Source organism: Mailhella massiliensis (assembly GCF_900155525.1).
GTDB classification, from domain to species: domain Bacteria; phylum Desulfobacterota; class Desulfovibrionia; order Desulfovibrionales; family Desulfovibrionaceae; genus Mailhella; species Mailhella massiliensis.
Genome location: NZ_LT706942.1, coordinates 41,903 through 66,957 on the forward strand (window position 1 = coordinate 41,903; position 25,055 = coordinate 66,957).

Annotated in this window: 16 protein-coding genes; 9 read left to right on the forward strand and 7 right to left on the reverse strand. The window is 52.8% G+C overall.

Annotated features, from left to right (window positions below; translation table 11 throughout):
- The first annotated feature begins 3 nt into the window (after positions 1–3).
- From CZ345_RS02670 to CZ345_RS02695, 6 genes are all read left to right on the forward strand, one after another.
- Positions 4–1,089 carry a CDP-glycerol glycerophosphotransferase family protein gene (locus CZ345_RS02670; protein ID WP_077071659.1) on the forward strand — a complete coding sequence of 362 codons (1,086 nt, stop codon included), beginning with the start codon at positions 4–6 and terminating at the stop codon, positions 1,087–1,089.
- Positions 1,086–1,805 (forward strand): IspD/TarI family cytidylyltransferase, encoded by a 720-nt coding sequence (locus tag CZ345_RS02675; protein WP_077071660.1) that lies wholly within the window; start codon positions 1,086–1,088, stop codon positions 1,803–1,805. Before CZ345_RS02670 ends, CZ345_RS02675 begins: the two co-directional genes overlap by 4 nt.
- A gap of 46 nt (positions 1,806–1,851) precedes the next feature.
- Positions 1,852–2,928, forward strand: coding sequence for an NAD-dependent epimerase/dehydratase family protein (locus tag CZ345_RS02680; RefSeq protein ID WP_162274917.1), 1,077 nt, complete (start codon positions 1,852–1,854; stop codon positions 2,926–2,928).
- 33 nt (positions 2,929–2,961) lie between these two features.
- The gene (locus CZ345_RS02685; RefSeq protein ID WP_077071661.1) at positions 2,962–6,417 is read left to right on the forward strand and encodes a bifunctional glycosyltransferase/CDP-glycerol:glycerophosphate glycerophosphotransferase; all 3,456 of its coding nucleotides are present in this window, start codon (positions 2,962–2,964) and stop codon (positions 6,415–6,417) included.
- Positions 6,418–6,545: 128 nt separating this feature from the next.
- Positions 6,546–8,636, forward strand: coding sequence for an acyltransferase (locus CZ345_RS02690; protein WP_077071662.1), 2,091 nt, complete (start codon positions 6,546–6,548; stop codon positions 8,634–8,636).
- A gap of 214 nt (positions 8,637–8,850) precedes the next feature.
- Complete coding sequence (locus tag CZ345_RS02695; protein ID WP_144277218.1) at positions 8,851–10,200, forward strand: hypothetical protein; 1,350 nt, start codon at positions 8,851–8,853, stop codon at positions 10,198–10,200.
- 1,030 nt (positions 10,201–11,230) lie between these two features.
- On the opposite strand, the gene nspC is transcribed toward CZ345_RS02695, so the two are convergent.
- The 4 genes from nspC to speA form a co-directional block, all read right to left on the reverse strand.
- A complete protein-coding gene (nspC, locus tag CZ345_RS02700; RefSeq protein WP_077071664.1) occupies positions 11,231–12,424 on the reverse strand; it encodes a carboxynorspermidine decarboxylase in 1,194 nt (397 codons plus the stop codon).
- Positions 12,425–12,459: 35 nt separating this feature from the next.
- On the reverse strand, positions 12,460–12,684 hold the full coding sequence (locus CZ345_RS02705) for a SlyX family protein (protein ID WP_077071665.1): 225 nt from the start codon (positions 12,682–12,684) through the stop codon (positions 12,460–12,462).
- 216 nt (positions 12,685–12,900) lie between these two features.
- Complete coding sequence (locus CZ345_RS02710) at positions 12,901–14,097, reverse strand: saccharopine dehydrogenase family protein (protein ID WP_077071666.1); 1,197 nt, start codon at positions 14,095–14,097, stop codon at positions 12,901–12,903.
- 161 nt (positions 14,098–14,258) lie between these two features.
- Positions 14,259–16,160, reverse strand: a complete 1,902-nt coding sequence (speA, locus tag CZ345_RS02715) for a biosynthetic arginine decarboxylase (RefSeq protein ID WP_420538661.1) — start codon at positions 16,158–16,160, stop codon at positions 14,259–14,261.
- Positions 16,161–16,514: 354 nt separating this feature from the next.
- On the opposite strand from speA, the gene dinB reads away from it, so the two are divergent.
- A complete protein-coding gene (gene dinB / locus CZ345_RS02720; RefSeq protein WP_338039501.1) occupies positions 16,515–17,768 on the forward strand; it encodes a DNA polymerase IV in 1,254 nt (417 codons plus the stop codon).
- Between the two features lie 439 nt (positions 17,769–18,207).
- Here the strand turns inward: dinB and CZ345_RS02725 are convergent, their stop codons facing one another.
- Positions 18,208–19,596, reverse strand: coding sequence for an aryl-sulfate sulfotransferase (locus CZ345_RS02725; protein ID WP_077071669.1), 1,389 nt, complete (start codon positions 19,594–19,596; stop codon positions 18,208–18,210).
- A 478-nt stretch (positions 19,597–20,074) separates the two neighbouring features.
- On the opposite strand from CZ345_RS02725, the gene CZ345_RS02730 reads away from it, so the two are divergent.
- Both CZ345_RS02730 and CZ345_RS02735 read left to right on the forward strand, forming a co-directional pair.
- Positions 20,075–20,815: an SDR family NAD(P)-dependent oxidoreductase gene (locus CZ345_RS02730; protein ID WP_077071670.1), complete on the forward strand. Its 741-nt coding sequence runs from the start codon at positions 20,075–20,077 to the stop codon at positions 20,813–20,815.
- Positions 20,816–20,930: 115 nt separating this feature from the next.
- The gene (locus CZ345_RS02735) at positions 20,931–22,361 is read left to right on the forward strand and encodes an SLC13 family permease (RefSeq protein ID WP_162274918.1); all 1,431 of its coding nucleotides are present in this window, start codon (positions 20,931–20,933) and stop codon (positions 22,359–22,361) included.
- Between the two features lie 86 nt (positions 22,362–22,447).
- On the opposite strand, the gene CZ345_RS02740 is transcribed toward CZ345_RS02735, so the two are convergent.
- Both CZ345_RS02740 and CZ345_RS02745 read right to left on the reverse strand, forming a co-directional pair.
- Positions 22,448–24,142, reverse strand: coding sequence for a sigma-54 interaction domain-containing protein (locus CZ345_RS02740; protein ID WP_077071671.1), 1,695 nt, complete (start codon positions 24,140–24,142; stop codon positions 22,448–22,450).
- A gap of 22 nt (positions 24,143–24,164) precedes the next feature.
- Entirely contained in the window at positions 24,165–24,974 is an 810-nt protein-coding gene (locus tag CZ345_RS02745) for a septal ring lytic transglycosylase RlpA family protein (RefSeq protein WP_239446595.1), read from the reverse strand.
- Positions 24,975–25,055 lie beyond the last annotated feature (81 nt).

A 25,055-nucleotide genomic window follows, 5' to 3' on the forward strand; every position in this document is an offset into this window, starting at 1 on the left:
AAGATGAAATACTGGAAAAAACAGCTATGCAAATTGCTTTATAAGCTCTTCTGCCTGTTCCCGGGAACTTCACGCATCTGTTTTATCGAGTGCGGGACAAGTCGCAGTTATTCCAATCTTGATATTCTCTGGGAGTACTTGCATGAAAAGGTGAAATCCGTCCGTATAGATGGAACGACATGCTGTCTTTCCGCTCTATGGAATATATCCAGATCAAGCGTACTGGTTATGGATCAGTCGTCTCCGATGGTAAGTAATTTACGAATCGAAGACAAAACCGTCTGTGTTCAGGTATGGCATAGTAGCGGACTTTATAAATATGTCGGCTTTGATGCCATAAGAAATCATATAGATGTTGAAGTTGAAATAAGGCGGCTTAACAGAATTCACGGAAATATTGACTGGTTTATTATATCAGATAAAAAATTGATTAATAACTATGCTCAGGCATTTAATTTAAATCCTAAACAGGTTCTTCCTCTGGGGCTTGTGCGTACGGATAGGTTATATACCTGCGATATTGCAGAGGCTCATGAAAAACTTTTTCATATGTTTCCAGAATGCAGGGGAAAAAAACTGCTCCTGTACGCACCAACCTTTCGGTCGGGCGATATGCAGGGAAAGCGTACCCACAGGTATCAGCTTGATGTTGCGCTTCTTCAGGCGAAACTGGGGCAGGATTGGTGTTTCTTGCTGAGAAGGCATCCTTCTGTCGTGGAGGATGTACCAGAGGGATGGAAAGATGTTTCCCTTTTGTTGCAGGAAGATTGTCTTGCTATGTCGGATGTGTTGGTAACGGATTATTCCTCTATTCTTTTTGATTATTCCTTTTTCAGGCGCCCTATATTTCTATTTATTTCTGATATCATAGGATACAAACATAAAGAAAGAGGGATTTATATTGAACCAGAAGAGCTTGTCGGTGAAAAATATGTATGCCATTCATCACAGGAGATTGTAGAAAAGATACGCTATTTAAATAATGACGAACACCATATATGGGAAAAGTATATGAGTGCTTGTGATGGTCATAGTGCTGAACGTGTGGCGTGTTTTATTGAAAAACTAAGTAAAAGGAATGTGAAATGAATTATGCGCTTGTGTTTGCTGGTGGAGTCGGGGAACGGATGCATACGCATGGAGTTCCTAAACAGTTTCTTGAAGTATTTGGGAAGCCTATCATTGTTTATACTATAGAACATTTTCAGAGGCACAGAAGCATAGATGGTATCGTTGTCGTCTGTGTGGAATCGCATATAAAGCTGATGCATTCGCTAATTGCGCATTATGACCTTTCGAAAGTGAAAGTAGTAGTTCCCGGGGGAAGTACAGGACAGGAATCCATCAGAAATGGTCTTTTTGAAATAGCCAAATACGCCAACGATGATGATGTCGTTCTGATTCATGACGGGGTCAGACCTATCATAGATGAAGATTTGATTTCCAGAAATATCAGTTCCGTACAACAGTTTGGTTCTGCCATATCGTCTTCAAATGCCATTGAAACTTTTTGTCTCGTAGAAAAATACGGGACGATTGATAAAATTTTACCTCGTCCCCAGTGTATCATAGCCAAGGCTCCCCAGTCTTTTAAGGTACGCGACATTGTTGAATGTCATCGCAGAGCTATGCAGGATGGTATCAATGATGCGATAGATTCTGCTGCTCTTATGCAGCATTACGGTCATGAACTTCACTATGTATCTTGTTCTACTTCAAATATAAAAATTACTACCCCCATAGATTATTATCTTTTCAAGGGAATTTTGAATGCTCAGGAAAGCATGCAGGTTATGGGAATGTAATAATATGATGAAAACTGTAAATATATTATAATAAATGAGGTGTGATATGCAAAAAGAGTCATCGTGGTGCTCTGAACATCCTGTTCTTGTTGAAGACATGGCGGAGGTTGTTTCCGATCGGGTTATCCCGTGGGAGAAGTTGAACGGTGCTACTGTACTGGTAACTGGAGCAACAGGACTTATCGGTTCTCTTCTTGTTAAGGTTCTTCTTTATGCCGCCGAAAGCCGCGGTATGAGCATGCGTATCTGTGCCGTGGTCCGCAGTATGGTCAAGGCGGAAAAGGTATTTGCCGGGCAGAAGCATTTCTGGGGAACAAAGCTTGTTTTTCATGTGGCGGATGTGAGGGATGCTTTTCCGCAGAGTATGGCTGCGGATTACATTATCCATGCGGCGAGTTCGACGGCCAGCCTGGATTTCATTTCCAGGCCGGTAGACGTTATCACCACAACATTGGACGGCACCAGAAATATTCTTGATTTCGCACGGCAGCATTCTTCTCGTTCCGTTGTCTATATTTCATCCATGGAAGTGTATGGGAAGCTTGATCATGAGCGGGTGCGGGAAGAAGAAAGCGGATCAATCAACCCACTGGCCATACGCAGCAGCTATCCCCAGAGCAAGCGCATGGCGGAAACATTGTGTGTAGCTTATGCCTCACAGTATGGGGTGCCCGTGAAGATAGTGCGCCCGACCCTGACCTTCGGTGCAGGCATACCCGATACGGATAACCGTGTTTACGCGCAGTTTGCGCGTGCCGCGTTGGCGGGGGCGGATATTGTTCTCCATACCATGGGAACGACAAAGCGCGACTATCTTTATACATCCGATGCCGTGCGCAGCATACTTTCCGTTCTGCTTCTGGGAGAAAACGGCAGAGCCTATAATCTTTCCAACCCTGAGACATATTCGACCATTCGGGAAATGGCGGAACTTGTTTCATCTATGGGAAGAGGAAGCAGGCTTGTTTTTGACTGTGATGAGGAGAAGCAGAAGCGTTATGCCGAAGAAATTCATATTCAGCTGGACGGCAGTGCTTTTAATGGCCTGAATTATTTTCCTCATAAGGGACTGCGGGAAATGTTTGAACGGATGATGCGCGTCATGAGGGACAAACTCTGCTGAAAGCTCATGGATGTGATGAGGAGAAGATAACGTATGTCTGCCTTTTTTTCTATAAATTATATCATAACCAAGGCTGAGGCTTGTGCGGAGAGGCTTGCGGCGCTGTATGACGGGGCCTCTGCCGATCTTCTTCAGCTCAATATCTTTGATACCGTATGCAGCGAGGAAACCCGGGAGGCTTCGCGGCGTGCTGTGGAAGCTCTGGGGGGAGGGGCTCGCTGTCTGGAATGTCCGGGGAAGGAAATGGCGTCCATACGCAATCAGGGCATGGAACTTTCCAGCGGAGCCTTTGTCAACTTCTGTGACAGTGATGTTTTTTTATCGGCCGCTCATCTGTCGGCACTTCATGATATATGCAAAAAAAATAATACATTTAATATCATCTGCATCTCTCCTTACAAACTTTCCGACACTCAGAAAGAAATACATTACTTTGAAGCAGTAAAAAGTATATACAAGGACAGCGATAACTTCATCAACCTCTGTCTGCAGAGCTATTTTTGGAAGCGTGATGTATTTAAAAATATAAAATTTAATGAAAATTATGTATTCGAAAGTGAATTTGATTATATAATACGCAATATTGCAAATGAAAAAAAATATTATATTTCAAATATAAAAGTTGAAGTTGATTTTATATTTGAGACTGATTTTTATAATTATCCAGATCAGTATTATTTGGAATGGTACAGTCGGACGCTGAAAGAAGTTTATATTCCTCTTGTAAAAGAATATAAGAAATCGATATTTGTTAAGCTTGCAGTAACATATCTTGTGGAGTTGCGTTTTGCGTGCAATCGCAATAACAGAAATAAGAATATACTCTCCGGTGATCTGCTTAAAGAGTTTTTTGAAGTGTGCGCGCAGGTCTTTTCTGGTGTAGATGATACTATTCTGACAAAGTATAATATTAATAATAAAAAATTATTTCCTAAGTATATGTCGCTCGTTATGCTGAAGATCAAATATAGAAAGCCTGAACTGCTTCCTGATATTTGTAGTTCTTCAACAGAATTATTTGGTGTATTCAAAAGAAAAATTATAGAACGCCATGTAAATATGACCATGGAAATCAAGGCGATAAATCGCTTTGGAAAAAATATTATTTTTGATTATGAAATATCAAATACCTATATCTTCAAGAAGGAAGAAATAGAAGGTTTTGCAAAAGTAGCATCGAAGAAAATTCCCTTTATCAAAGATTCTGTATATTCCCTTGATAAATATTTCGGCATGACCATGAAGAGCGGTTTTACCGGATCTGTGGTTATTCCTACAGATCTGTTAAAAAGTGGTGTATCCATAAGTTTTTACTTGAAGCATAAGGACTGCACCATAAGTCTTCCCGTTCGTTTTGTAAAAACAGCAGCGCGCCTGGGTAACGCAGATGCATTTTATTGGCGTATCGGGCGTTACCTTATAAGTTATGACTCCGAACATTGCCGAATTTCCGTAACGCAGGCCGGTATGTTCCCCTGCCTGAAAAAGGAACTCGGGCTGTATGCCTTTTTGGTGCGCAGGGCATGTCGACATGAGCTGCCGTTCGGGAGGATGCTCAGAGTCTTGGGCCTGCGCCTTGCCTACTGGGCTACGAAGCCCTTTATAAAGAAAGAGGTATGGCTCAGTTTCGACCAGCTTTTCAAGGGCGGGGATAATGGGGAATATCTGTTCCGGTATGTTAACGATCATGCCGTTGATGGCGTAGATATGTACTACATCATCAATCGAGACTGTGAGGATTCCCGGCGTCTGCGGAAGACATATAAAAATGTTCTTGCTTATAACTCATTTAAACTTCGTCTTTTATCTCTTCACGCAGCTTATGTGTTTGCTACACGCGTTGACGTTAAGCAGTATTGCGGATTCAGCAATGCTATTGAGGAATATTTCAGAGATATCTTGAATTATCGCGTGCTTTGTCTTCAGCACGGACTTTCCATACAGCAGATTGCAGAATATCAGAATAGAATATTCGATAATACACTTTATTATTTTTGTGTGTCTGAATATGAAATAAAAAATATTTCTCATCCTGTGTATGGATACAGTAAAGAGCGTCTGCTTTTGACCGGCGCGCCACGTTATGACGGACTGATCAGCACGGATAAGCGGCAGATACTCATTGCTCCCACATGGCGCAGAAATGTGACTGCGGGCACCAACCGTAAGGGAGAGATGCACTCCTACAGCGTCAATTTCAAGGAAACTGAGTACTACCGGATTTACAACAGTCTTATCAACGATGAAAAGCTCATCGCATGTGCGAAGCGCTGCGGCTACCGGCTTATTTATCTGGTGCATCCCATACTCAGTCCTCAGGTAAATGATTTTGACCGAAACGACTATGTGGAGATTCTTGCCGGTGCGAGCGGCAACATCAATTATGAAAAGATGCTGTCGGAATCCAGCCTGATGGTTACCGATCATTCCGGTATTCAGTATGACTTCGCCTTCATGAAGAAGCCGCTCGTGTACTACCACCCCGATGCGTTGCCGCCGCAGTATGAGGCGAAGACCATGGATTACGAGACCATGGGTTTCGGCCCGGTCTGTCGCAATCACGAATCGGTGGTGGAGGCAATTTGTTCCTATATGGAAAAGAACTGTGCCATTGAGGCGGAGTATGAGCGCAGGATAGAAGCATTCTTCGCCTTTACCGACAGAAACAACTGCAAACGCGTCGTTGAAGGGATGACGTATATCCGTGCGCTGGAAAGCGCGCGGAATATGGTGAAGGCTCGGCACATTGCCTGGCGCTTTGCCGGGTATGAGGTCCATACCGGCGTGGCGGATACCGATGCCATGCTGGCCGCCAGCACCTGTCGTCTGGCAAGCATGGCCGCCCCCTTCCGGGTGCGCAAGCTCTTTCCCGAAGGCGTACAGCTTGCATGGACGGATGTGCCGGGCGGAAAGGGGTACACCCTTTTTCGAAAAATCCGCGGCAAGAAATATGAGCAGATTGCCGGACTTCCCGCAAAGCAGACAACGTTTACCGATGTCCTCAAGCATGGCTGGCCGGTTGAATACAGGCTGGTGGCCGATCTGGGGGACAAGGTGAAGGCGGAGGCTGTGTTGAAGGTGGAAGAGCCCATACGGGTATCAAGGCCGGAACATGCCCATCTGGAGCGCTTGGAAGATGGTTCCCTCCGTTTGGTATGGGAGGCCGATTCCGCAGTTTCAGGATGGAACATCCGATACAAGTCTGCTCAATACCCGAATGGGCACAAAGTGGCCGTTCTTCCCGGATCGGTTCACAGCTGGGACATTCCTGCCGGACTCGGACAGGTAGCAGGCCTTCAGGTGGAAGCGTTTGCGGAAACTGCGCCGGGGATAGTCGCGTACAGCGGATATTGCGCCATGGTCGACTTGGAATCGTTTAAGGAAAAAGCTGCGGATACGATGCTGCCCGCTGTAGAAGATATTGCTCTCGGAGAGGCTGTAGATAATAGCCCTGCTGCAGGCAAGGGCATTCATGAGGATAACGTATGATCATTTATGGTTATCATATGAACATATATAAAGTTTTTCTTTGTGATAAAAGAATATTATGACGACAGGATAGCTCTTGGCGGAAAAAATGAGTATTCACATCAGTACGTCCTGTTTCAGGAGGAAGTATGAGCGGTTTAAATTTTGAAGATATGGAAAGTCTTTTTGATAAAGATGATGATAACTTTGATATTATAAAATCAAGAAAGAATCTGTATACTGTTTCAAGAACATGGATGAAAGAAACGCCGATAAAGACGAATGTGAAGTCATTTGAAATTCTTGAAGGCGTAAACAGATACTGTATTGAGAATAATCAGGTTGAATATGAATGTTTGTTTTTCCCTTCCAAAGCAAAGAAGCTGTATATCAGCCTGTGTGGTGGAGGAAGAGCGGGAAAGAAATATCCTGTATTTTTGCGTTGGAAATATATCAATATATTGGATGGAAATTATCTTTGCATAGATGATCCCATGTATAATGCAAAGAAGAATAAATCATATGCTGAAAAGACAAATGGTGTTTTATGGTACTATGGCACGAAGGAGATGTCATATTTAAAGAATATGCTGCCGATCATTGAAAAGTTTATGACGCTGTTGAATGTTGCGCCGGAAGATATTGTGTTTTTCGGCAGTTCGGGAGGTGCTACCGCCGCAATCTATCTGGCGAACCTTCTGGGCGGCTCGACAGCGTACGCTTTGAATCCTCAGTATGATCTGGCCGCATGGAAACCTCAGATCACCAAATATTTTAATGATGTTCTGGGCATTGACTTAACTGCAGAAGACGACCTCGGAAGAAATAAGATCGATATCACCAATTCCCAAAGCAGTTTTTTCCTTGTTGAAAACATTGCGTCGAAGGTGGACTATGACCAATGTTTCAGCTTTTTTAAGAAAAAGAACATACCGTTGCGTTACGGGATATCCCAGTATGGCAATATTGTCACCTGGGTGCACTGTACCAATGGAATATCCGCACATTCTTCAAGTCCAGAAAAGTTTGGTTTTTATTTCCTGAATTTTCTGAATAAGCAGATGCGTAAAGGCAGTGATATAAATACTGCAAGAAAAGCGAGTTTCATCATAAATGAAATATTGAATGAAAAATATGAAGCAATGAAAACTATAGATGATCTTTATAGTTTTCAAAGCAAAATGATGAAAATTTTATATATGTATATAAATAAACATTACCCAATGATAACATCGATAAGTAAATATGAAGCTGTAAAATTCGACATGACCATAAATGGCATTGATGATATATATTATAGAATATATTTTATCAATAAGAGCATGTATATATACTGCGTTGCAAAAGATATAGATAAGTATGAAAAGTTGTTCGGGTCATTAAAGGTGAATGCTGCGTCCCTGATGAACAACGCAAAGGAAATCTATTTCAGGAGAGGATTTTCTGAGGATAACTATGAGGAAGTGTTTGCGGAGTTTATTTCAGACACGCTGCACCCTGTTTTGAAATTTTCTGAAAAAGAAAATAAAATCAATGAAGTGAATATAAGTTCGGCGTACAAGATCGCCCATCAGTTCCGCAATGAGGGAGAAATTCAAAAAGGGAATAGAATCATTGTGGTACATAAAAACGGCAGCCGTGAGGAGGTGGACTCCTTCCCAAAGATGGAGATCGAGTTCAAGGGGAAAAACGGGCTTGTGGAAGTACATGAGACGGTAAAAATAAAAAATAAAATAAAAGTGTTCATGGGGGAAAGAAGCTTCCTGCATCTGGATAGGCAGGTGTCGGCGGACAGCGTCTCTCTGAATCTGACTGCGGATGATACCACCATGTGGGTAGGGGAACGCTCCTGGCTGCGTACGCTTCGCTGCATCTGTAATGCCGAGCCCGGCATGGAGATCATCATGGGCAAGGATATCGTCATGTCGCTGGATGTCCTGTTCCGCCCCACGGATGGACACACCATCATCGATCTCGAAAGTGGTGCTCCCATCAACATGCCGAAGTTCGGCATCCATGTGGATGACCATGTCTGGCTTGGGCAGAGCGTCACCCTGCTGAAAGATACCCATATTCCCAGAGACTGCGTGGTTGGTGCTCATTCACTTGTCGGTAAAAAGGACTTTTTCCCGAACAGCATCATTGCCGGAATTCCGGCGAAGGCCATAAAGTCTGGGATCACCTGGGATGAAAAAAGGATACATGATTATATCAGTAAGAAGCAGAGCGGGAAGGAGTAATCATTCCTTGCCCTGACAATGCACTGGACAAACAGTGCTCTATTGCAGGGGCCTTTGATGTATTATCCTTATGGATAAGCAGGATAAAATGTTTTATCCATAAGGATAATACAAATCATTCATGTCATGATGTATTTCTTTTCATATATATTTTACATATAAAATATGTATGAAAAGAAATACAGAAACATGGAATTTAATAATGGAGATGCACATGGAATTAAAAAAATCATATGCAAGCAATCAAAATATTGATACTCCTAAAAAGGATGATCTTGAGGAAAAACTGAGAAAGTTATGGAAAGATAAAAATATAGAAAGTATTATTTCTATCATTGATTCATGTAATGAAAGAACTCCCGTTATATATATGTTTGGTGGGCTTGCTTTATATTCTGTTAAAAGATATCATGAAGCGTTATATTATTTTACAAAATATAAACTTTCGTCTCATAGTGAATTTTCCAGTAAGGTAGATTTTTGTATAGGAAATTCACTTTTTTACATGAAAAATTATATGAGCGCCGAAATGTCCTACATCAGAGCGTACTCCGCTAACCCGTTTGATATCGAAGCCATTTCGGCGTTGATCGCCGTCTGGATGCTGGCAGGAGCCGAGGCGGGAGGGCTGACGTTTCAGAAATACAGGGAGAAAAGTCGCGCCCTGCTGGCGGAGGTCTCCGTGTTTTTGAAAACACAGGAGCTTTCCGCAGTGCTGCTTACGGCGGCAAAACGTATTCTGCATGCCGAAAACATGAATCATGTGCACGAATACTTTAATGAGCTGGCTGCAAAAATATTCTATCCTACGGAACACAGGGTAAAGAATGAGAGCGATACCTGCTACATCTTTACACAGCCGTTAGTGGAAAAGAACTTTTTGTTTGGAAACAGGGAGTTCGGCTGTTCCGCACTGTTCATCAAGCCAATCGACTACTGCTATTTCCTGGCTTTCTCCGATGCGCTTCTCCAGTATCTGGGAGATATGCTTCAGGGATATTCCAGAATAGTGGTGTGCAGCACGTCGGCCGGGGCTTTTTTTTCCATTGTGCTGGGGCACGCCATGGCTGTCCGCTTTTCCGGCATGGAGGTGACGGTTCATGCCTTCAGTCCTCAGACGCTGGCCTTCGGTAACGATAATCTTGTGAATGTTACCCATTACAGAAGAACATGTGAGCTGATAAGGCGCTTCCCCTTTATGCTGAAAGACGCTCAGAAGCGGGGAAACCTTGAAGAGTTGCTGAGCAGCACTTCTCTCGCCAATCTGGAGATCCATATGTATTACGGCGATGCGGAAGCTGTTGACCGGGTGGAGGCGGCACGCATTGCAGGCCTTCCATGCGTCCATGCGCATGTACTGAAAGGTTTTCCCTTTCACTCCAGCATGGCTCCGTATCGATATGATGAGGAAGGTCTCAAGGAAATTTTCTCCTCCTTTGTTCCTTTGACACCTCCCGATGGAAAAAAAGTGCAACCTTCTTATTCCTTGGAAGATTTATATGCTTTGAAAAGAACACTTCATGTGACAATCCAAGATATGTTTCCTTTAATGTGGAGGAAATAAATTGTTATCTGATGATATTTTGTTATGATAACAATGTACTGAACTCAAATATCATTGTCATCTCAAAGAACAAGGTGATGGTTGTTTTGACCGTACACATGTTATTCTGGATGATGACGTGAGAAAAGTTCTTTTTTATCGCTCTGCCGTGGGTATAGTGCTTTTTTGACTGTGCGGTGGGGAGTGACGCATATCTTGCGCCGAAGTCTTCCTTTTCCGTACAGCCCCCTCGGGGGATGCTGGATCTACGCAGCTCTGCATGGTGCCGAGGAGTGTATCCGGGGCCAGAGCGGGCGGAGCTCTGGCACGGGGCTATGATTTTGCGCAGAAGTTCGATGTGTCCGTGTGCGTGGAAGTGGAATATGGCGCTTCCGTCCATAGTTCTAGATTTGTAACTATAATAGTGTTTAGAACACGGTTTCTTGTCTGGACTGCGCGGAGTCATCCCTAGGGGGCGCAGTGATGTTCTTCATCGGTGCGGAATGTGGCGATATGGGCATATGCGTCTTCTACACGGAGTTCATTCCTGTCGGCTATGTGGTGCTACACTTTAATGAGCATATATCGGTAGGCTAGGGTATTGTTTCGCGCTCATGGTAATACGAATACCTTATGTGAATCCATCCGACTGGAACCTCATCACAACTATAGGTACTAGGTCATAGCCAGACAGTATGTAGTTCTTTAGCGTGTGTCGGATACATCCCTCTGCGTTGCATGAGACAGAAAAGCAACGTGTTTTTTACCAGAGGCTGCTTTATTACCGTGACAAAAAAGGAACTCTGATGATGTCGGGTTGACTTCAGATTGTTGCGGACGGCAACAGTAGGATGTGCGTATACCCTTATGCCGACAGAAAATGCCTCCGTACTCGGCGAAACTCGGAACAAAACCGGAGTTCTGGCTTCCGCCATATAACATTGAGCAGGGCAGGCTGCATAAGCACGGCCTATCATGACATTCCTGCCTGGTAAAAAAGAAGGCGACCTGTCCCGGACAGGTCGCCTTTTCTGACTGCTGTAGGGCTCCCCTACAGCCTGGTGCGGAAGTCCTCGTAGCTGAAGGTGCGGGTAACGCGGCGCTGGTCGGTTTCCGAATCCCAGATGGCGATGGAGGGCAGGCGGAGTCCGTTGAAGGTATTGGTCTTCACCATGCTGTAGATGGCCATGTCCAGAAAGACGAGCCTGTCGCCGGGCTTCAGCTCCTCATCAAAGGAATATTCGCCGATGACGTCGCCCGCAAGGCAGGATTTGCCCGCAAGGCGGCAGGTGAACTTCTTTTCTTCCGCTTCTCCTGCGCCGATGATGTTGGGGCGGTAGGGCATTTCCAGAACGTCGGGCATGTGGCAGGCGGCGGAGGCATCGAGAATGGCGATGGGCATGTCGGCCTGCACCACGTCGAGCACCGTGGCGACGAGTACGCCTGCGTTGAGGGCCACGGCTTCACCGGGTTCCAGATAGACCTGCACGTCATAGGTATCCCGCACATGTTCGATGCAGCGGCACAGAAGCTCGATGTCGTAATCGGCGCGGGTGATGTGGTGGCCGCCGCCGAAATTGATCCATTTCATGCCGGAAAAATACGCGCCGAAATGTTTTTCCACGGCTTTGAGCGTGCGTTCCAGGCTGTCGGCATTCTGTTCGCACAGGGTATGGAAATGCAGGCCGCTTATGCCGTCCAGGGCGTGCTGGTCCTTTTCCAGTTCGGCATGGAAGGCGGCCGGGCGTATGCCGAGGCGGGAACCGGGCGAACAGGGATCATAAATGGGAACGGCCCCTTCGGAGTGTTCCGGGTTGAGGCGGAGCCCGCATTCTATATCCACGCCGCGTTCACGGGAAGCCCTCTCCACCATGGGGCGGAATTTCTTCCACTGGGCGAAGGAGTTGAACACGATATGGTCGGCATAGCGCAGGGTTTCCGCAAGTTCCTCTTCGCTCCATGCTGCGGCGAAGGCGTGCACTTCCCCGCAGAAGTCTTCCTTTGCCAGCCTCGCCTCATCGGGGGAACTGGCGCAGCAGCCGTAAAGCGGGCCGCGCATGGCGCGGGAAAGCACGGGAAACGTCATCCACTGGGAAAAGCACTTGAGCGCGAGCATGATTTTTGCGCCCGTGCGCTTCTGCACGTCGTCGAGAACGGCGGCGTTTTTTCTGAGCAGAGCAAGATCGGTGACGAAGCAGGGGGAGGGCCAGGATTCGGGGCGGAGTCTGGAAAGGTATTCGTTCATGGCGGCGGGGGTTGAGCCGGCAAAGTTGCGCCCGATCAGTAGCGCTCCGGCATGTAGTGCGGGGGAAGGGTATTGGCGGGAGCGTTTCCGTCCGAGGCTTCAAGCAGGGCGGAGACGTTTTCTTCCAGTCCGGCAAGGCGTTTTTCCAGCGCATCAAGCTGGGCCTGCTGACCCGTGAGGGCTTCGTTGAGCTGGCCGAGCAGTTTTTCCTGAAAATACGCCAGTTCTTCCAGCCGGGCTATCTGTTCTTCAACGGTCATGACGCCTCCCGTAACGGAGTTTCCTTTGCGGCATCGTCGGCACGGCGCGCCTGTAAGGTATCTGCATGCCTTTGAAAGGCCGGTCTCAAAAAGGGGCGGCAGCATTTTGCCGGAGACGGCCGCACAAGGAGGCAGCGTGAAAAAGAAGCCGGACGCGAATGACGGCGGACGCCCCCGGAAGGAGGCGTTGCCCGTACATACGCGCCCGGCCGCAGATTACAGGGCAGGTTCCGTGACCTTCCAGGGCAGACCGTACTTGCCGAGTTCTTCCAGGAAGGGATCGGGGTCCATCTGTTCCATGTTCCATACGCCGGGCTTGTTCCACTTGCCGGTGACCATCATCATGGCGCCCACCATGGCGGGTACGCCCGTGGTGTAGGAAATGGCCTGCGAACCCAGCTCATGGTAGCATTCCTGATGGTCGCAGATGTTGTAGATGTACACGGTGCGTTCCTTGCCGTCCTTCACGCCGCGCATGAGGCAGCCGATGCACGTCTTGCCCACGGTACGCGGGCCGAGGGAGGCGGGATCGGGCAGGAGTTTGGCCAGGAACTGGAGGGGAACGATGTCGTGGCCCTGGAACTTCACCGGTTCGATACCGATGAGGCCCACGTTCTTGAACACCTGCAGGTGGTTCAGATACGCGTCGCCGAAGGTCATCCAGAAACGGGCGCGGCGTATGCCACGGAGGTTCTGCACCAGCGATTCCAGCTCTTCATGATACATGAGGTAGCAGTTGCGCTTGCCGATGCCTTCGGGGAAGTCGAAGTTCATCTTCCAGGAAAGGGGATCGGTTTCCACCCATTCGCCGCGTTCCCAGTAGCGGCCCTTGGCCGACACTTCGCGCAGGTTGATTTCCGGGTTGAAGTTGGTGGCGAACGGCAGGCCGTGGTCGCCCGCGTTGGCGTCGATGATGTCCAGAACGTGGATTTCATCCAGCAGGTGCTTCTGGGCGTAGGCGCAGAACACGTTGGTCACGCCGGGGTCGAAGCCGGAGCCGAGCAGGGCGCAGAGTCCGGCATCCTTGAATTTCTGCTGGTAGGCCCACTGCCATTTGTATTCGAAATGCGCGTCGTTCGGCGGTTCGTAGTTGGCGGTGTCCAGATAGTTCACGCCCGCTTCAAGGCAGGCGTCCATGATGTGCAGATCCTGATAGGGCAGGGCGATGTTCATGACGAGGTCGGGCTGCACGCGGCGGATGAGAGCCGTGAGTTCGGCCACGTTGTCGGCGTCCACCTGAGCGGTTTCAATGTCGCGGCCGTAGCGTTCCTTCACGCTTGCGGCGATGGCGTCGCATTTGGATTTCGTGCGGCTCGCCAGCACGATTTCGGTAAAGACTTCAGCGGCCTGCGCGCACTTGTGCGTGGCGACGGAACTGACGCCGCCGGCGCCGATGATCAGCACTTTTGCCATGTTCTTGCTCCTTGCAGCATGAAGGCCTCAGCGGCGGATTTGCCGTGCTGAAACCTTAGTGAAAAAGGGGAGAACGAGGTTCTCGGCCGGGGGTGGTAAGGGGATGGGCCGGAGAAGACTCCGGCCCGCAGATTCCCTGTTCCGGCAAAAAGGCCGGAGGATTAGCGTTCAAAGTAGGTGTAGCCGCGCAGGCCGTCTTCAAAGGCCTGCATGAGCTGGTAGCGCTGGGCGGGGGTGATGCGGTTTTCGCGCACGGCCCTTTCCGCGGATTTGCGTATGCCTACCAGCACGCGGTGCGGATCGTATTCCACATAGGCGAGAATATCGGAAACGGAGTCGCCGTCGATTTCACGCACGAAGTCGTAGCTGCCGTCTTCCTGAATGCGTACGGAAACCACGTTGGTATCGCCTAGAAGGTTGTGCAGGTCGCCCAGCGTTTCCTGGTAGGCTCCCACAAGGAAGGTACCCAGATAGTATTCCTCTCCGTCCTTCAGGGGGTGCAGCTCCAGCGTGGTCTTCAGGCCCTGGGGGTCGATGAAGTGGGAGATACGGCCGTCGCTGTCGCAGGTGAGGTCGGAGAGAATGCCCTGTCTTTCGGGGAACTCCTCCAGCCTGTGGATGGGCATGACCGGGAAGAGCTGGTCGATGGCCCAGCTGTCCGGCAGCGACTGGAATACGCTGAAGTTGCAGTAATAGATGTCGGCCAGCATGGAGTCGATTTCATGCAGTTCCTTGGGGATGTACTTCACGCGGTTCTTTTCTTCGGAAAGCACGCGCATGATGGCCCAGAAGAAGCGTTCGGCAAGCGTTCTCTGACGCAGAGTGACGCGGCCGGTGATGAAGAGCTGGCGCATTTCATCGTAGTAGTAGATGGCGTCGTTGTAGGCTTCCTGCAGGTTGCGCGGATTGATGTTCTGAAGCGTTTCCCTCAGGTTGCGCACGGGTTCGGGCGTATCTTCCGGCAGTTCCTCGGGCAGGCTCCCCACTTCGATGAGGCTCACGTCGAGCACGTTGAAGAGCAGGATGGAATAGTAGGCCACCGTGGCGCGGCCCGATTCCGTGACGATGTGCGGGTGCGCTATGCCCTGCGCGTCGAGAATGGTCATGACGGCTTCCACCACGTCGGTGCAGTATTCCATCATGGTGTAGTTGCGGGAGCTGACGTAGTTGGTGTGCGAACCGTCGTAGTCCACGGCGAGGCCGCCGCCGAGATCGAGGTAGCCCATGGCCGCGCCTTCCTGCACGAGGCTTGCGTAGATGCGCGTGGCTTCCATGACGGCGGCGCGGATGTCGCGGATGTTCGGAACCTGGGATCCCAGGTGATAGTGCATGAGCTTCAGGGTGTCGAGCATGTCGTGGTCTTTAAGAATATCCACGACGTCCACGATCTGCGCGGAGGTGAGGCCGAAGGCGGAGCGTTCGCCGCCCGATTCCGACCAGTGGCCGCTGGCCTTGGTGGTGAGCTTGACGCGCACGCCGATCTGAGGGCGTATGCCCATGCGCTTGGCTTCATCGAGAATGACTTCCAGCTCGCCGGGCATTTCCAGCACGAAGATGACGTTGAAGCCCATGCTGAGCGCGTGCAGGCCGAGGTCGATGAATTCTTCGTCCTTGTAGCCGTTGCAGATGAGGCAGGCTTCGCGGCTTTTGAGCTGGCTGATGGCCGCGATGAGTTCCGCCTTGGAACCCACTTCGAGGCCGTGATGATAGGCGGCGCCGTACTGGGTGATTTTTTCCACCACCTGCTGCTGCTGATTCACCTTGATGGGAAACACGCCGCGATAGTCGCCTTTATAGCCGAGTTCGCTGATGGCGGAGCGGAACGTCTGGTGCAGAAGGGAAATCTGAGAATCGAGGATGTTTTCGATGCGGAGCAGGACGGGCAGATCATAGCCGCGGGCCTTGAGCTCGTGGATGATTTCCAGCACGCTGACTTCAGGGCCGCCTTCACGCCCGAAGGGGCGGATGACCACCTCGCCTTTGGAAGAAATGTCGAAATACCCGGAACTCCAGTTGCGGATGCCGTACAAATCGACGGAATCCTCCACGGTCCACTTCTGCATAGATTTCTTTTTGGCCAACGATCCTGACTCCTTATGAAAGAAAAAATAGAGGGAACGGTAATGACTCCGGGTTGCCCTTTTTCCTGCGCAGGGGCATGATGAGAAACGGGTACTTCATCCTTAGAGAGTGCCCCCCCCCTTGTCAAGGACAATCCTCGGAAGGCGGCTGTCTGTAACGATATTTTCATATTCGGACCTTTTTTTCCATGGTCTTTTCCCTGTGGAAAAAGAGGCGTTCCGCGGCGGGGATGAAGTGCGGAAGAGTCCTGTCTCCGGCGGTGAAACGGCGCCGGAAACGGAAAGCTTTCCGTTTCGTTGTCGGCCGGGAAACAGATTTTTCAGGAGGTTGCGGCCTTGTTTCGCCCCGGGCGCTGGATCATGCACATGGATATGGACGCCTTTTTCGCATCCATTGAGCAGCTCGACAATCCCGATCTGCGGGGACAGCCCGTGGTGGTGGGCGGGGAACACCGTGGCGTGGTGAGCACCTGCTCCTACGAGGCTCGCCGTTTCGGCATCCGCTCCGCCATGCCCGTTGCCGAGGCGAGGAGACGCTGCCCCCATGCCGTGTACCTCAGGCCGAGAATGCGGCGCTATGCGGAAATGTCCGCTCTGGTGCGTGAAACCATTGCGCGCTTTTCTCCCAGGGTGGAAATGGCGTCGGTGGATGAGGCCTATCTCGACGCCACGGGGCTTGAACGGCTGTTCGGTCCTGTGGAGGACATGGGCCGCAGCCTCAAGGCTGCAGTGAAGGAGGCCACGGGAGGCCTGACCTGCTCCGTGGGCATAGCCCCGGTGAAGTTTCTGGCAAAAATCGCCTCCGAGCAGCGTAAGCCCGACGGCCTTTTTCTTCTTGCCCCCGAAGAGGTTTCCGCTTTTCTGGCCGCGCTTCCCGTTACGGCCGTGCCCGGAGTAGGGCGGCATTTTGCCGCGGAACTTGCCCGCATGGGGGTGAGGCGCTGCGCCGACGTCTCGCGCTACGGGGAAGACTTCTGGCGGAAACGCTACGGCAAGGCAGGCGCCGTGCTGTGGGAAAGAGCCCACGGCGATGATCCCCGGGAAGTGGTGCCGTATTCTCCCCCCAAGTCGGAAAGCGCGGAAGTGACGCTGGATGAGGATACGCTGGATAAGGAACTTTTGCGTACCTGGCTTTTGCGTCATGCCGAAAGGGTGGGGGCCTCGCTCCGGCGGCAGGGGCTTGCCGGGCGCACGGTGACCTTGAAGATAAAATATGCCGACTTTCATCAGATCACGCGGCAGGTCACGCTGGAGCGCAGAATATGCAGCACCGAGGCCATTTACGAAACGGCCCGCGCCATTCTCGACCATCTGGAACTGGAAGGCCGGGTGCGCCTTGTGGGTGTGGGCGTTTCCGGCTTTGAAGCCGGAGCCCCGACACAGCTCTCCCTCATGCCGGAAAAGGAGGCCGAAGGGGAAGAGGAAAAAAGGCGCGACAGACTGAACCGGGCCGTGGATGCGCTGCGTTCCCGCTACGGCGGCGGGGTCGTGGTGCGGGGAAGACTTTTTGAAGGCCGCGGGGAAGAGGACGCGCGTGCCGCGGTTCAGGCCGAGCGGGCCGAAGCCCGCAGAATACGGGAAAAACACTGACGGCGCGCCCGAAGCGTCGACACGGATGCGGCGGAAACGGAATATGCCCGCCGCTCTTCTGCCGCGCGTTTTTTCTGTGGGAATGCTGTCGTAACGGACAGAAGAGCTGCCTCTTGCGCGTTTTCGGAAAGGCAGAAGGTAAGGGCTGCCGGCGCAGCTTTCAGATGCCGGGATATTTCCGGGAGGAGCGCCTGTTGAACCGCCTGCGGCATGATTTGAGGCTCAGGAGGTTAAAAGGACGCGACCCGTCATGGCAGGTAAGGGGATGGCGGGTCGCGGCGGGGCACGGATGTTGTTGTCCGGAAGGAATCGTGGCCGGGTCGCCGCTTCCGTTTCTCAGAGTCGGAAGAAAAGCGGAAGCGCGACCGGAGGGCGGGAAACCTCGCCCCGCAGGCAGGGAATATGACCCGGAGCCGCTTCGGGCGGCTCCGGGAGCAGGTTACTTCGTTTCAGGGTTTTCGCGGTAGGCGATGGGCTGAGGCCAGGGGTTCTGCTTGGCGCGGGCGTAACCGGACTTGAAGGGTTCCATTTCCCACAGACGCACGATGGAGGGATCGATCGGCACGCCGTGAGAGAGGTCCTTGCCCTGGAAGGCGGGGTAATCTTTGGCGTAGCGGTAGACGCGGTGGATCATGTTCTTCATGTGGCCTTCCTTGATGATGTGGGACGTGGTGCTGTAGAGCACGTCGGTGTCGTCAAGGTAGTTGACGGTACGGCCGTCCTGCAGCCAGGGGCAGACGAATTCCCACACCACGCGGGGCTGAGGTCCGGGAGTGACTTCGAAGATCTGGCCGGAGCCGGTGGAGCAGATGAGGGTGTTGCCGTTGGGCAGGCGCTGCACGGAGCTCTGGTAGGGAGAGGTGAAGTTCTGCGGGTTGTGGGACTCGTAGGACCATACGATCTTTCCGGTTTCAATATCCACTTCCAGAGCGCGGGAACGGTTGCCCTTGGGGCGGAACCAGCCGTTGTCGTGGATGAGGATGTGCTTGCCTTCGTTGATGAAGGTGCCGCAGTGGGGTCCGAAGAGCTGCTGATCGCCGTCGTCCAGCCAGCCGGGCTTGCGGCCGCGCAGATGGGTGGAAGGGTTGCCCCAGCGGTAGATGAGCTTGCCGGTCTTGCGGTCGACGATGACGAATTCGCCGAAGTTGCGGCAGGTCATGCACACGCGGTCATGGATGGGGTCGTAGTCCACGGCGTTGAAATGCACCCAGTCCACGGTGGAGAAGTAGTGGGCCGCCGGGGGCAGAATGTAGTTCAGGTTGAATTCGTCGGGGGCGTCGCCCACATGATCCCAGAGGTGCCATTCCCAGACGACGTTGTTGTCCTTGTCGATTTCCATCAGATAGTCGAGGAAGAGCCCCTTGTGCTGTTTGCCTTCGAACCATTCGCCGTCTTCGGGAAGGGTGCCGGGAATGCGGCCCTTGGCATAGGCTTCCTCGTTGCTTTTCTTTTCAAGGCAGATGACGATGGTGTTGCCGTTGGGCATGGGGCAGAAGGCGTGGGAAAGCACCTGCTGGGTTTCGTGGTCGTTCTTGATGTAGCGCTGGAGCAGGTTGCCGTCCCAGTCGTAGCGTTCGAAGCCGCCCGTGGTGCCGGCGAAAAGCACGGCCTGATTCGGCACGCGGATACCGCGGACAAGGTCGCCGTTGGGCATGAGGTGAGCGAACAGGCCGGGGAAGTAGTCGGTCTTCCAGGTGTGGACGATTTCACCTTCCATATTGATGAGGTGGGTCTCGTTCCTGAAATAGGGGCTGAACAAGTTATAACCTTCGCAAACCAGTTCCTTGTCGTAGCGATGAACACCGGTAGGAATGCCGTGTATGGCCATGATACGCTCCTTGAAAGTTTTTTGAGGCTCCGTCAGCGGGTGGAGCCGGGGTGACATGCCTCTTATAAAGCAAAATGCGTGCCATAATTGAATATCAAATAAAAACAACAAGTTTTGTGAAAAATGCAACTTTTGTTCTGTAAGTGTTTATGGCTGAATATGACAAAAAATGGATATATGAATGCTAAAAAGTGTTATATTTTTACGAGAGGCGTTTTTCTTGATAAAAATATCATTTGGTAAGAATGCACTTCGGACGGTAATTTTTTTTCATGACAAAAAAAGGAGAGAAAACTCCTTTTTTTATAATTGGAAATACTAAAAAATAGCAATCGTTCTGGTTGAATATCTTTTCCAACGTATTGATTTTTCAGTTTTTCACAAGTTGGCATGAAAAATGCTTAGGGGCGGATGTTGTCTTCACGGTAATACGCCGGTTTTGAGCCTCAGGGCAGGAAGCGGCATAAGGAGATAGGTTATGAACGGACAAGGATTGCAGGGAAAAAAGGCGCTTGTGACCGGAGCCGGTCGCGGACTGGGCAGGGCCATAGCCCTCACGCTCGCCTCTCGCGGGGCCGACGTGGCCTGCTGGGACATCAACGGTGAAGGCCTCACGGAAACGGCGCGCCTCATTCGGGAACTGGGCCGCAAGGCCGTCATCCGCGTCATGGACATCACGCGTACGGCGGAACTGCCCGTCGCTCTGGACGATACCGTCGCCGAACTCGGCGGACTGGATATTCTGGTGAACAACGCGGGCGTCAACCGCCCCGTGCCTGCGCTGGAAGTGACGGAAGAATGCTGGGATACCATTCTGAACGTGAACCTCAAGGCTCCCTTCTTCATGGCCCAGGCGGCGGTGAAGCACATGGCGCACGGCGGACGCATCATCAACATCACCTCCAGCCTGTCCACCAACGTGCTGGACAAGCGCGTTCCCTACCAGACGAGCAAGGGCGGCATCAACGTGCTCACCCGCGCTCTGGCTCTGGAATGGGCGCCCCTCGGCATTACGGTCAACGCCGTCGGCCCCGCCATCGTGGCCACGGAAATGACCAGGGCCATGGGGTCCTCTTCTTCCGTGCATCCCAAGATGCTGCTCGGCCGTCTCGTGCAGCCTGAGGAAATCGGAGCCGCCGTGGCCTTCCTCGCTTCCGACGACGCCGCCATGATTACGGGCCAGGCCCTCTTCGTGGACGAAGGCTGGAGCATTCACTGAGTCGGTCCGAACCCGGCGCCGGATGTCTCCGAGGAGATTCCGGTTGCGGGGTTCGATGCCGGAATCTTCCCCCCAGCGGGATTCTGACGAGAAATTTCAGTTCGGAGAAACTTGCATGTCTGAGAAAGAAGAAATCATCACCGCCATTCCCTTTTCCCCGCAGCGCGCCGTAAAGCTCCTTGCGGCAATCGTCGCCTATTTTGCCATCGCCTACGGGTTCGGCCCCGTGGAAGGTCTTTCCCATCAGGGGCAGTGCTCCATAGCCCTCATGGTGGCGGCCGTCATCATCTGGGTGACCGACGCGCTTCCTCTCGCCGTGGCCGCCATCCTCATGACCATGCTTCAGCCTCTCTCCGGGGCTGCGCCGTTCAACAAGGCCCTTGCCAACTTCGCGAACCCCATCGTGTTCTTCTGCTTCGGCATGTTCTGCGTCACGTTCGCCTTCACCCGTTCCGGCTTCTCCGAACGCGTGGCGCTCTGGATTTCCCGCCTTGCGGGCGGCAATCCCGCCCGTCTGCTCCTCTGCTTCATCGCCGGCGGCACCATTCTTTCCGCATTCATGGCCGACGTGCCCGTGGTGGTGATGCTGGCCCCCATCGCCCTCAAGATCGTTGAGCAGAACCGCTGCCAGGCCAACGGCAGCAACTTTGCCCGCGCCATCATGATCGGTCTGCCCATCGGCGTGCTCATGGGCGGTATCGCCACGCCCACCGGCGCTTCCATGAACATCCTCACCATGCAGTTTCTGCGCGACATGGCCGGTGTGGACATGTCCTTCCTGCAGTGGGCCGCCATCGGCATGCCGGTGGTCATAGTGCTCATTCCCGTGGTCTGGTTCATCCTGCTCAAGCTTTTCCCGCTGGAACTCGACTACCTGGAAGGCACGGAATGCTTTGAAGATGCCTGGAAGGAACTCGGCCCCATGAGCCGCGACGAAAAGAAGTTCGCCATCTTCATGCTGGTGAACATCGTCCTGTGGTGCACCGACAGCATCCACCACATTCCGCTGCCCATTCTCGCCGTGCTCGGCGGTGCGGTGCTCTTCGTGCCCGGCGTCGACCTCATCGACTGGAAGTATGCCGGTCCCCGCATGGGCTGGAGCATCCTCATGCTCATCGGCGGCGCCTGCTCCCTCAGCATGTCCCTCTGGGAAAGCGGCGCGGCGGCCTGGATGGGCAACACCCTGCTGGGCGGCCTGCTGGAACTGCCCACCTGGCTGCTCATGCTCATCATCGGCTTCTTCGCCATGTGGATTCACCTGCTGGTCACCAACTCCACGGCCATCATCGCCGTGTTCATGCCCATGATCATCGCTCTTGCGCAGAGCAAGGGCCTCAACCCCGTGGTGCTGGCTCTGCCGCTGGGCTTCCTGGCTTCCGCATCGCTGGTGCTGGTCATCGACGCCGTGCAGCTCGTCACCTACCAGTACGGCTATTACTCCATGAGAGACTGGCTGAAGGCCGGTGTGACCATCTCCTTCATCTGGATTCCCCTGTGCGTGGCCAGCGTGCTTCTCATCGGCGGCGGCGTGCTTGGTCTGTACTGATCCTGCGGCAATAACCGTCTGATATGATGAAGGCCCGCAATGTTCTCGTTGCGGGCCTTTTCTCATGCCGGAAGGAAAGCGTTTTTCTACGCGCCGTCGGTCTGCTTCTTTTTCTGGCGGCGTACCCGGAGCGTGTTGGGGTGCACATTGAGCAGGGCGGCCGCGCCGTCGTCCCCGCCGATGCGTCCTCCGGTGTGGCGCAGGGCGTCGTCGATGTAGCTTTCCGTCAGATCCTTCAGGGAAGGCCACGGGGTGGAGCGCAGCAGATTGCGCAGGGCGACGGGGCCGTGCCACTGCTCATCCGTGCCTTCCTGCTGACGAGGGGCGTGAGCGGCCCCCGCGTACGGGCAGACGAAGTGTTCGCCGCAGCCCTGCGCGGGCGGGGGAACGGTGAGCGTTCTGTCCAGTCTGTGGATGTGCGACAGTTCGCTGTCGAGAATATCGTCGAGTTTGAACTGTCCGCCCTTGAGGCGCACGAGCACCCTTTCCATGAGATGCTCAAGTTCGCGCACGTTGCCGGGCCAGTTGTGCTGACAGAGCTTTTCCAGTTGTTCCGGCGTGAGGCTGGGGAAATTGACGCCGATGATCTTGGATTTTTCGATGAGAAAAAGCCGTGCCAGCGCGGGAATGTCGCTCCGGTGCGCACGCAGCGGCGGAATGTGGAGCACGCAGACGTTGAGTCTGTACCAGAGGTCCTCGCGGAATTTGCCCTGCCGGACCATTTCCATGAGATTGCGGTGCGTGGCTGCGATGACGCGGATATCCAGCGGCACGGCGTGCGTGCCGCCCACCTTGCGGATTTCCCGCTGATCCAGCACGCGCAGAAGACGGGCCTGAAGGGAAAGGGGCAGATCGCCTATTTCATCGAGAAAGATGGTGCCGCCGTTGGCCGCCTCGAAATAGCCGGTATGGGCGCCGTAGGCTCCGGTGAACGCTCCGCGCTCATGGCCGAAAAGTTCGCTGTCCACAAGCTGCTCGTTGATGGCCCCGCAGTTCACCTTGACGAAGGGACGGCTGGAGCGCAGCGACAGTTCCTGCACCGCACTGGCCACCAGTTCCTTGCCGGTGCCGGTTTCTCCCAGAATGAGCACCGTGCAGTCGGTGGAGGCCGCCTGCGCCATCTGCGTGTAGAGATCGTGCATTCCCTTCATGGCGCGGAGGCGGTTGGATGCGCTTCCTCCGGGATTGCCTATGCGTTCGGCGGGGCGCAGGTCGCCGTTGTTCATGAAATCTTCCCGGAGGCTTTCTCCGAGGGGCGTGACGAGCTCGAGCAGCTTGTCCACAAGTTTCTGGGAAAAGGTGTTGGCGATGTTGGAACAGAAGATGAGTTGGAAGGTGGCCTCGCCCACGGTGAAGAGCGGAATGCGCAGGTAGGAGGCAAGATCCTCCTCCCGCAGGCTCGTCTGGGCGTTCTTGAGCATGGAGGCGTTGTTGATGGTGTACGGCCGCAGGGAATCCGAGCCCATGAGCAGATTGATCTGGTCCTGGGTGAAATTCGTGGTGGCCAGAGTGCGCACGCGGTTGTGCGTATCCGAGAGCGTATCGGCAAGCGGCGTGAAGATGGAGGTCTTGTAACGCCGGAAACCGCAGAAGATGCGCGTGAGGGGAAAGTGCTCGCTCAGTATGCCGAAAAGATAGGTAAGGGCCGAGCCTATGCCTATCTGCCGGTTGAGAAGAACGCAGGATTTGGCACAGAGCGCGAGTTCCTCGTCGCTCAGGCCGAGGACGGGGCCTGCATGTTCGCCGGATCTGGCGCGCGGGCCTTCGGAAGGTACGGGCATGGAATCTCCTGAAAGGGCAGGGCTATTCCGCAATGACGAAGAGTCCGCGATAGGTGAGACTCAGTGAACGGGCCGTTTTTTCCGCGCTGGAGCGGGAATGGTAGGGGCCGAGCTGGACGAAGTTGAGATCGTTGCCGTCGTGTCTGGCGATGCGGCAGCCGTAGCCCTGCGTGCGCATGAAGTCCGCGAGATTCACGGCGCGCGGGCGTTCGCGGAAGGAACCTATCTGCACATAGAAAAGTCCCAGCATGTCGCCGTCGGGAGTGACCAGCGCGGGTTCCCCGTCGCTTTCCAGAGCGACGATGCGTACCCGGGCCGTGCCCTTGCCGAGCATACCGAGATCCCTGGCGGCGGCGCGGGAAAGATCGATGACGCGGCTGCCCACGAAGGGCCCCCTGTCGTTGACGCGGACTTCCGTGACCCTGCCGTTTTCCAGATTGGTTACCCGCAGCATGGTGCCGAAGGGCAAAAGCTTGTGCGCCGCCGTCATTTCGTTCTGGTTGTAGCGTTCCCCGTTGGAGGTTTTCTTGCCGTGGAAGCCGGGCCCGTACCAGGAGGCGATGCCCGTTTCCACGAAATTGTGCGCGGACTTGAGCGGATAATAGGTTTTGCCGCGCACCGTGTAGGGGCTGGTGCCCCGGTAGCGTCCGTTCTGGTAGCCTGTGTTCTTTGTGGAGCAGCCGCCGGCGAGGGCCGCTGCGGCGAGGAGACAGAAAAGAGCGGTAAGCGGTCGGGGAATATTCAGCATGGCGTATATCTTAAGGGGCTTGGAAGAGGTCGCTGCGGCCCGGCGCACCGCACGCCGGGGATAACGGGCATGTTGATTCATCATGAAACAGGCGCGTTTTTTTGTCCAGTCCGGCGGAGGCGGGGGAGGGCGGCAGGCCCGGATGGCATGGCGAAGAAGGACGGC

Bases quoted from the DNA above. Each gene is read 5' to 3' on its own strand.
- CZ345_RS02690 (WP_077071662.1), top strand. From the start codon at position 6,546: ATGAGCGGTTTAAATTTTGAAGATATGGAAAGTCTTTTTGATAAAGAT.
- CZ345_RS02680 (WP_162274917.1), top strand. From the start codon at position 1,852: ATGCAAAAAGAGTCATCGTGGTGCTCTGAACATCCTGTTCTTGTTGAA.
- CZ345_RS02710 (WP_077071666.1), bottom strand. From the start codon at position 14,097: ATGGCAAAAGTGCTGATCATCGGCGCCGGCGGCGTCAGTTCCGTCGCC.
- CZ345_RS02695 (WP_144277218.1), top strand. From the start codon at position 8,851: ATGGAATTAAAAAAATCATATGCAAGCAATCAAAATATTGATACTCCT.
- CZ345_RS02705 (WP_077071665.1), bottom strand. From the start codon at position 12,684: ATGACCGTTGAAGAACAGATAGCCCGGCTGGAAGAACTGGCGTATTTT.
- CZ345_RS02735 (WP_162274918.1), top strand. From the start codon at position 20,931: ATGTCTGAGAAAGAAGAAATCATCACCGCCATTCCCTTTTCCCCGCAG.
- nspC (WP_077071664.1), bottom strand. From the start codon at position 12,424: ATGAACGAATACCTTTCCAGACTCCGCCCCGAATCCTGGCCCTCCCCC.
- CZ345_RS02745 (WP_239446595.1), bottom strand. From the start codon at position 24,974: ATGATGAATCAACATGCCCGTTATCCCCGGCGTGCGGTGCGCCGGGCC.
- CZ345_RS02730 (WP_077071670.1), top strand. From the start codon at position 20,075: ATGAACGGACAAGGATTGCAGGGAAAAAAGGCGCTTGTGACCGGAGCC.
- speA (WP_420538661.1), bottom strand. From the start codon at position 16,160: ATGCAGAAGTGGACCGTGGAGGATTCCGTCGATTTGTACGGCATCCGC.
- CZ345_RS02740 (WP_077071671.1), bottom strand. From the start codon at position 24,142: ATGCCCGTACCTTCCGAAGGCCCGCGCGCCAGATCCGGCGAACATGCA.
- CZ345_RS02675 (WP_077071660.1), top strand. From the start codon at position 1,086: ATGAATTATGCGCTTGTGTTTGCTGGTGGAGTCGGGGAACGGATGCAT.
- CZ345_RS02725 (WP_077071669.1), bottom strand. From the start codon at position 19,596: ATGGCCATACACGGCATTCCTACCGGTGTTCATCGCTACGACAAGGAA.
- CZ345_RS02670 (WP_077071659.1), top strand. From the start codon at position 4: ATGAAATACTGGAAAAAACAGCTATGCAAATTGCTTTATAAGCTCTTC.
- CZ345_RS02685 (WP_077071661.1), top strand. From the start codon at position 2,962: ATGTCTGCCTTTTTTTCTATAAATTATATCATAACCAAGGCTGAGGCT.